The following is a 7,565-nucleotide window of genomic DNA, read 5'->3' as shown; positions in this document are numbered from 1 at the left end:
GAGGGGAAGCCGCTCGGTGACTGGGGGCTTGCGAAGGTGTCCGTCGGGATGACCGGCTCAAGCTCCAGGAAGCGCACGCGATTGCGTCCCTGGCGTTTGGCCTTCTTGAGTGCGTGCTGGGCGCGCTCGCAAAGCTCGAGACGGTTGGCCAGCGTGAGCGTATCGGGTGCCGGATGATAGCAGGTCAGCCCGATGCTGCAGGTGACCGGCCCGTCGAGACCATGCAGTTCTGCCGTGGCATGGCGGACGCGCTCGGCGAGGATGATGGCGCCGCTGGAATCTGTCTGGCCCAGCACCGCAATCAGCGAGCCATCGTCGCGCTGGCTGAGCAGGTCGCTCTTGCGTGTCGCGTTGCGCAGGATGGTGGAGACCTGCTGCAGTGCGCGGTCTCCTGCGGCGCGGCCGTACTGGCGATTGAAGTCGGTAAAGGCATCCACGTTGAGCAGCAGAATCGACAGTGGCTGCCCATGGCGCGCACTGCGCGCAATTTCACCATCCAGCTGTTGCTCGAAGATCTCCGTGGGCAACAGCTTGTCCAGCACCGACGGCACGGCCGGGCCCGGGGGCGCCATGCTGGCCAGCTTGTGCCGCATGCGGGCCAGGCTCTCCTCGTGGGAGCGCTGCTCGCTGAGATCCTGGTGCTGGCTGAGAATGACGCCGGAGTGGCTGTCGATCACATCCAGATGCAGCATGACTTCGATGATCTGCCCCTGTCTGCCCAGATAGCGATGCGGCTGCTCGAAGTGGGTGATCTCGCCGGCCTGCATGGCCAGAAGCGCCTCCTGACAGGCCTGCATGTCAGCAGGGTGGGAGACATCCTCCAGCGCGCCACGCTGCAGTTCACTCCTCTCCGTCCCCAGCAGTTGGGCCAGCGCCGGATTGAGACGTGTCCAATGGCCATGGAAGTCCATGATCGCCATCGGGAGCTGGCAGCGCGAGAACAGCAGCTCCATCTCCTGGTAGGCGAGGCGCAGGTTGCTCAGTTCACTGGTCAGCCGCTTGCGCGCATTCTCGCGATCGATCAAGCCTCCCAGCAGGCTGGCCAGTGTCTCGACCAGTGCACGATCGCTGGCGCTGAAATCTGCCGCGCGCGGTGAGTTGTCGCCGAAGCAGACGGTGCCGGTCAGACGGCCTTCGGTCCATACCGGGGCGGCGATATAGCTCTGGAAGGGCATCGACTTGAGGGCCGGATGAGCCTCGAGTGCTGGCGTGGTCGCGATATTGGCGTAGGCGATGCAGCCAGCCTGCTCAACGACTTCATTGCAGTAGGTCTCGTTCAGCGGTGCGATCGCGCCCTCGACCTTGCCGGGCGGCGGATTGACCGCCGCCATGATTTCATAGCGATTGGCCTCAGCGTGGCCGAGGATGCCGGTGGTCATCCCCAGCAGGCGGCAAGCGGTCACCAGGTACTCTCTGAGCTGTTCGCTGAAGGTTCCCGCAGGCGCGAGTGTCAGGGCAAACAGCGCTTGCAGCTGGGCGGGTCCGAGATTCTCATTGAGGAAGACAGTCGCGGCGGCGGCTTGTGGCGAGAGCTCTGAGGTATCAACGGGACTCGAATGCCCCGAAGAGGGTGGTCGCGCGGGCGGAGTAGGCAGCATGTGACATCCTTATCTTGCATGTTGCGGGGAGAGGGAATGACCAAAAAAAGAGTATGGCGGTTGGGAGCGATGAACGGGCGTTTTGCCGGGGCAGGAAATCAACTGTTCATACACGTAAGACTGGCGGGGCTTTTCGAGGTGCGACTGGATTGGAGGCGCGCCAGGCCGTGACTCTGGTGGTGGTACAAAAGAAACGGGGAGGCCGGTCGATGGCTGATCGACGGCCTCCCCGACAAGTTCTTTCTCTGCCCACCATGATGCGTCGTCATGCGTGGCAGAGTCTGTGTGCCGCTTGTCCTGTCATCCGTGTCCTGTGCCGTTTCACACCTGATGTCACCGGTGGGGCAGGCAGGATCCCGCTGTTGTCATGCGTATCGTTGTTGGCTCAAGCGGCTTCTGCCAGCTGAGGTTCCGCTGTCGCTTCCATATCGATGGCTTCCAACGCCAGTTCGATCGAGAACCAGTTGTCGTTCAGCCACAATTCCAATGCTTCATTGCTCATGCACATCGTCAAGTCTCCCCGAGAGTAGTGGCAAGCGCGTGTGTGTCATGGTGTGCTGCCGGTAAGCAGCAATCATCAGTATGGCGTCTCCTTGCCGAGAGCGAATGAAGTTTGCGCGACGATATGATGTCAGCAGCCTTGGATAGCGAAAGCAGGACATCACCCATGGTCAAATGACCATGGGTGATGTCCTGCTTTTCGTGAAGGATGAGTCTCTCAGTCTCGAGAGCTTGCTTGCCGGGAAAAGCCTTTCCTTGCCAGTGAGCGCTTCAGGCTGTTGGCGAGGCGTCACGCTGTTGGCGTGGTATCAGACTGAAAGGAGCGAGCCTCAGCGGCGAGTGAAGGAGCGCAGCAGGCTGCGAATCAGGGTCCGTCCCAGCTGTGACCCCAAGGCGCGCATCACGGACTTGAGCAGGGTCTCCATGACACCCTGACGCTGCCTGCCACCGGAGCGTGGGGCGCTTTCGGCCACCGGACTTGTTTGCTCGGAGTCGCGGCTGGCAGCGGCTTGAGCGCTTCCATCCCGTTCTGTGGCAGGCGGCGTGGTGTCAGGCGTAGCCGCTGGTGTCTCCTCTGGCCGAACCTGGGCCGTCGCCGAGCTCGTCAGTTGCGCCTCGAGACGCTCGTGAGCCGATTCACGGTCTATCACCTCATCGTAGCGACCGGCCAGTGATGAGCTTGCCAGCAGCGCTGTGCGCTCGCTGTCACTCAACGGGCCGATCCGCCCCCGCGGCGGCGCGATCAAGGTGCGCTCCACCTGGGTGGGCGTGCCCTTGCTGTCGAGCACCGAGACCAGTGCCTCGCCCACGCCCAGCTCCGTGATCACCTGAGCCGTATCGAGGGCCGGGTTGGGGCGGAAGGTCTCGGCAGCGGTCTTGACGGCCTTCTGGTCGCGTGGAGTGAAGGCGCGCAGGGCATGCTGGATCCGGTTGCCCAGCTGGCCGAGCACGTCATCGGGGATGTCGGCGGGGGATTGGGTCACGAAGTAGACGCCGACCCCCTTGGAGCGAATCAGGCGCACCGTCTGCTCGAGGCGCTCAAGCAATGCCTTGGGAGCGGCATCGAAGAGCAGGTGGGCCTCGTCGAAGAAGAAGACCAGCACCGGGCGGTCGGCATCGCCGCGTTCTGGGAGGGTGCGAAAGAGCGTCGACAGGAACCACAGCAGGAAGGTGGTATAGAGGCGTGGACTCTGCATCAACTCACGCCCATCGAGCAGATTGATGAAGCCGCGTGTCTGGTCTCCCTCGCCCGTGGTCGCCAGCATGTCATTGATGTCGAGCGCCGGTTCGGCGAAGAAGCGCTCGCCGCCCTGGGTGGCCAGCACATGCACCCGGCGCAGCATGGCACCGAGGCTCTGGGGGCTGACACTGCCATAGCGCTCCTCGAAGCCTTCGCGCTCACGCTCGATATGCTTGAGCAGGCTGATCAGGTCCTTGAGGTCGATCAGCTCCAGCCCTTCACGCTCGGCATGATCGAAGGCCAGGTGCATCAGGCCACTCTGGGTGTCGTTCAATTCCAGCAGGGTCGACATCAGCTCAGGCCCCATGGAAGCCATGCTGGCGCGCACTGCATGCCCGCTCTTGCCGAACAGATCCCACAGCCTGACGGGCGCGGCCTGAGGCTGCCAGTCATTGATGCCGAGGCTGGCGAGGCGTTCATCGACGCGCGGATGCGGGTTACCCGCCGCGGCGATACCGGAGAGGTCACCCTTGACGTCGGCGGTGAACACCGGCACTCCCATGCGCGAAAACTCTTCAGCCAGCACCTGCAGCGTGACGGTCTTGCCGGTACCTGTCGCACCGGCGACCAGGCCGTGACGATTGGCCAGTGCCCCGGCTAGCGTGATGTGGCCCTTGGGTCCCTGTCCTGCGAGTCCCCCGATCAGCACGTCTGGCATGTGAGTCTCCTGTCATTCAGGTGATGGCGGTGCTTGCAGAGGGAGGTGTGGCGACCACTGCCGATGACCGCAGAGATGGGCGATGTCGTGGAGTCATAGGGTTACAAAATGTTTCGTTGAGTAAAATACTGCAAGCCATCTTGCGTCACTTGACGCATGGCGTCAGGCAACCGATGCGCGGCAAGCCGCCTGATGAGCGGCCAGCAGCCCATATGGGCGCTAATTAAACGCGAGCCGATATCTCACTCTTGTATAGGAAATCTGGAAGAAAGATATTTTTCTTTCCCTTCTCTGCTTGAAAGTCTGGCCCTGTAGTTCCATATCTTTAGGCATCAGGGCGCATGTGACGCAACACGCCTCGGCAGATTGGCGCTTTCGTCAAGAATGACACCAGCAGGTTCGGGTACAACTCTGGTGACGTTTTTTGAAGACTGCTCCGACAAGCAGCCGACGCGCTAGAGGGTGTTCGATACATGCGCCGCAAAGATTTGACGCAGTACCACAAGACGTCGTTGAGATAGTTAGGAGCGTCTTGTGGAGCCTGGAACTCGAGACATCCAGTCTCGGGATTTCTGAAGGCTTACCGGCAACGGCCGAGCGAATCATCTGCTCGTCTCTTGCAACAGACCGCTACTGGAGGATGGATCATGAAGAAGCTGACTGCTGCACTTTTCGCGACTGCCCTGGCACTGCCGACCACCGCTGCCTTTGCCGAGCACCACGAATCCAGCAACACCGGTTCCGCCAACACTGGCGCCCACTCCACCAAGGTAGAGGGCGGTACTGCTGCGGGTCATGAAGATGGCAAGGTGCATGACGACGCCGAACGCAACACCGAGAGTGGTTCTGCCAATACCAAGAAGGATTCCATGATGGTGGAAGGTGGCACGGCCCAGTCCGAGTCCGCCAAGCACGGCAAGGTCATGGATAAAGGCGAAGACCATATGGGCGTCAGCCCGGAATCCGGTTCGTCCAACACCGCTGATGGCAGCATGAAGACCGAATAAACGTGCCTTGACGGTCTGGTCTCAGGCCAGACCCGCAATGGATCTTGCGGTGCCTGAACGAGTCGCCAGCACGACCCGCTTGAGCGCATCGCGAGTGAAACGACAAGCCCCCGCCATTGGCGGGGGCTTGTCGTCGTATGGGAGCATGCAAGGCAGGGTGTGAGGGGCAGGAGGGAAGGGGGCTGGGCCCTCGGGCGCTTGTGGCCAGTACTTGTTACCCGTGCTTGCCATCAATGCCTGCCAACAGCGCTTGCCATCAAGCCCCTACCACCAGCGCGGGCTGTAGGTATCTTCCCCGGCCAGCAGGCGTTCGCGGGCCATGAACAGCGCCGCGATCGCGCGCGCCTCGTGGAAGTCCTCACGCGCCAACAGCGCCGGCAGTTCATCGAGGCGGTGGCGCTCGACGACCAGCGGTTCCGGCTCATCGCCCGGCAGGCGCTTTTCGAACAGATCGCGCGCCAGCATCACGTTCATGCGGTGATCCATGTAGTTGGGCGCCAGGCTCAGTTCGGCCAGTGGCTCGATGTTGTGCGCGCCATAACCGCATTCTTCCATCAATTCGCGATTGGCGGCGGTCACCGGGTCCTCGCCCGGGTCGATCAGTCCCTTGGGCAGGGTCAGCACATATTGCTCAGGGCCAGCGGCATATTCGCGGATCATCAGCACGTGGTCGGGGTCGGGCATGGCGACGATCATCACCGCGCCGTGACCGCCGCTCTTGAGGCGCTCGAAGCTGCGGGTGGCGCCATTGGAGAAGGTCAATTCCAGCGCTTCGACGGCGAACAGGCGCGAGCGTGCGACCTCGCGGCGTGAGTCGATCCGCGGCGGCGTCAGCGTGTGGCTGGTGTCTGAATGATTCATGGTCGGGTGAACGGTATCTGGCGCATCATCCATCGCAAGTCCTCGCGAGGCAGTATGAGAAGAGAGAACACTGTCGCTCATCGTGGCAGGCCGCCGCGAGCGGGGCAATCACAAGCCGTCATCACTCCTCGTTGCACATGCGCGCCCGTGGGCCATGCTTTACACTATGAGGCCAAATTTCCCTCTGGCTGACAGAATCCGATGCTTGACTGGAACACTATCGACACCGTGCTGTTGGACATGGACGGCACTCTGCTTGACCTTCACTTCGACAGCCACTTCTGGCTCGAACACCTGCCCAGGCGCTATTGCGAGCTGCACCGCCTCGATGAGGCGCTGCAGGCCGATCTCAAGGCGCGCATCATCAGCGAGTCCGGCACGCTCAACTGGTACAGCCTCGATTACTGGAGCCGTGAGCTCGAGCTCGACGTCGTCGCCCTGAAGCGTGAAGTGCAGCATCTGATCGGCTATCGCCATGAGGCCGAGGACTTCCTCGCCTGGCTGCGCGATCAGCCGCAACGCGTGGTGCTGGCGACCAACGCCGACCGTCATGGCATCGATCTCAAGTTCGCGCTGACCGGCATGGGCGACTACTTCGACGCCGTGGTGTCGTCCGCGGATCTGGGCCACGCCAAGGAAGAGCAGGCCTTCTGGCACAAGCTCAACGAGATCGAGCCCTTCGATCCGGCGCGTACCCTGTTCATCGATGACAATCCCCAGGTGCTGGAAAGTGCCCACACCTATGGCATTGCCCATCTGCTGGGCGTGCGTCAGCCGGATTCGAAGCGCCCTGCGCGTGATTTCGAGCGTGTGCACGGCCTGGACGGCTTTGCAGTGCTGACCGAGGGGGCGGGCCCTGAGGTGGCCAATGCCGGAGTCTCGAGCGACGGGGAGGGCAAGGAGGCGTCATGAGCGATCAGGTACGTATCGACAAGTGGTTGTGGGCGGCGCGTTTCTTCAAGACGCGTGGCATGGCCAAGAAGGCCATCGAAGGCGGCAAGATCCAGTACAACGGCGGCAAGGTGAAAACCTCCAAGACCGTCGAGGTCGGCGCCGTGATCGAGGTGCCGCAGGGCTGGGATCGCCTCGTCGTCGAGGTGCTGGCCCTCAGCGACCAGCGCCGTGGCGCGCCCGAGGCCCAGAAGCTCTATCAGGAGACGCAGGAGTCCCGCGAGCGCCGTGAGCGTGAGGCCGAGACGCGTCGCCTCGGCAATCAGGGCATGACGCCGCCTCCCGGCCGTCCTGACAAGAAACAGCGTCGCAACATCCATCGCTTCCAGCGCCAGGATGCCGATAGCTGAGCCAGAGCGAGTCACCGCCGGGTGCCTTGGCACCGACCGGCACAATTTCCATACCGATGTGTGTCAGCACATCGTTGTTGGCGGCCTGACATGGGGGCGCTTGTGCGCTCTCCCTTCACGCCTGCCTTGAGGTCCCTCAATGAGCGAACACGACATGCAAGATTCCCATTCCACTGACGATGCGGCCGCGCCGAGCTTCGATCAGATCCAGCGCTTCCTGTTCGATGCCACCAACGTGCGTGGCGAGATCGTCACACTCGACAAGGCCTACGCCGAGGTGCTCGATCGTCACTCCTACCCGCAGGCCATCTCGCGCCAGCTGGGCGAGATGCTGGCGGCCGTGGCGCTGCTGACCGAGACCATCAAGCTCGATGGCACCATGACGCTGGAAGTGCGCGG

At 62.4% G+C, this 7,565-nt stretch carries 7 protein-coding genes; 4 read left to right on the top strand and 3 right to left on the bottom strand.

Annotation, left to right across the window (positions count from 1 at the left end; all coding sequences use genetic code 11):
• Nucleotides 1–1,598: sensor domain-containing diguanylate cyclase (locus tag AC4FAH_RS08890; protein ID WP_490245918.1), on the bottom strand; the 1,598-nt coding region annotated here is incomplete at its 3' end.
• Nucleotides 1,599–2,428: 830 nt separating this feature from the next.
• Nucleotides 2,429–3,997, bottom strand: coding sequence for a helicase HerA-like domain-containing protein (locus AC4FAH_RS08885; RefSeq protein WP_288989640.1), 1,569 nt, complete (start codon nt 3,995–3,997; stop codon nt 2,429–2,431).
• Between the two features lie 647 nt (nt 3,998–4,644).
• Between AC4FAH_RS08885 and AC4FAH_RS08880 the strand changes: the two genes are divergently transcribed.
• Nucleotides 4,645–5,004, top strand: a complete 360-nt coding sequence (locus AC4FAH_RS08880) for a hypothetical protein (RefSeq protein ID WP_054555534.1) — start codon at nt 4,645–4,647, stop codon at nt 5,002–5,004.
• A 264-nt stretch (nt 5,005–5,268) separates the two neighbouring features.
• On the opposite strand, the gene nudE is transcribed toward AC4FAH_RS08880, so the two are convergent.
• On the bottom strand, nt 5,269–5,865 hold the full coding sequence (gene nudE / locus AC4FAH_RS08875) for an ADP compounds hydrolase NudE (protein ID WP_153636952.1): 597 nt from the start codon (nt 5,863–5,865) through the stop codon (nt 5,269–5,271).
• Nucleotides 5,866–6,066: 201 nt separating this feature from the next.
• On the opposite strand from nudE, the gene yrfG reads away from it, so the two are divergent.
• The 3 genes from yrfG to AC4FAH_RS08860 form a co-directional block, all read left to right on the top strand.
• Nucleotides 6,067–6,777, top strand: coding sequence for a GMP/IMP nucleotidase (gene yrfG, locus AC4FAH_RS08870; protein ID WP_082388286.1), 711 nt, complete (start codon nt 6,067–6,069; stop codon nt 6,775–6,777).
• Complete coding sequence (locus AC4FAH_RS08865) at nt 6,774–7,166, top strand: RNA-binding S4 domain-containing protein (protein WP_043331366.1); 393 nt, start codon at nt 6,774–6,776, stop codon at nt 7,164–7,166. Before yrfG ends, AC4FAH_RS08865 begins: the two co-directional genes overlap by 4 nt.
• A 154-nt stretch (nt 7,167–7,320) precedes the next feature.
• On the top strand, nt 7,321–7,565 hold a 245-nt coding region (locus tag AC4FAH_RS08860; RefSeq protein ID WP_490245917.1), incomplete at its 3' end, for an Hsp33 family molecular chaperone HslO.

Source organism: Cobetia sp. (assembly GCF_983723665.1).
The sequence above is the reverse complement of the archived record's forward strand: the minus strand, read 5'-3'. Positions and strand labels throughout refer to the sequence as shown.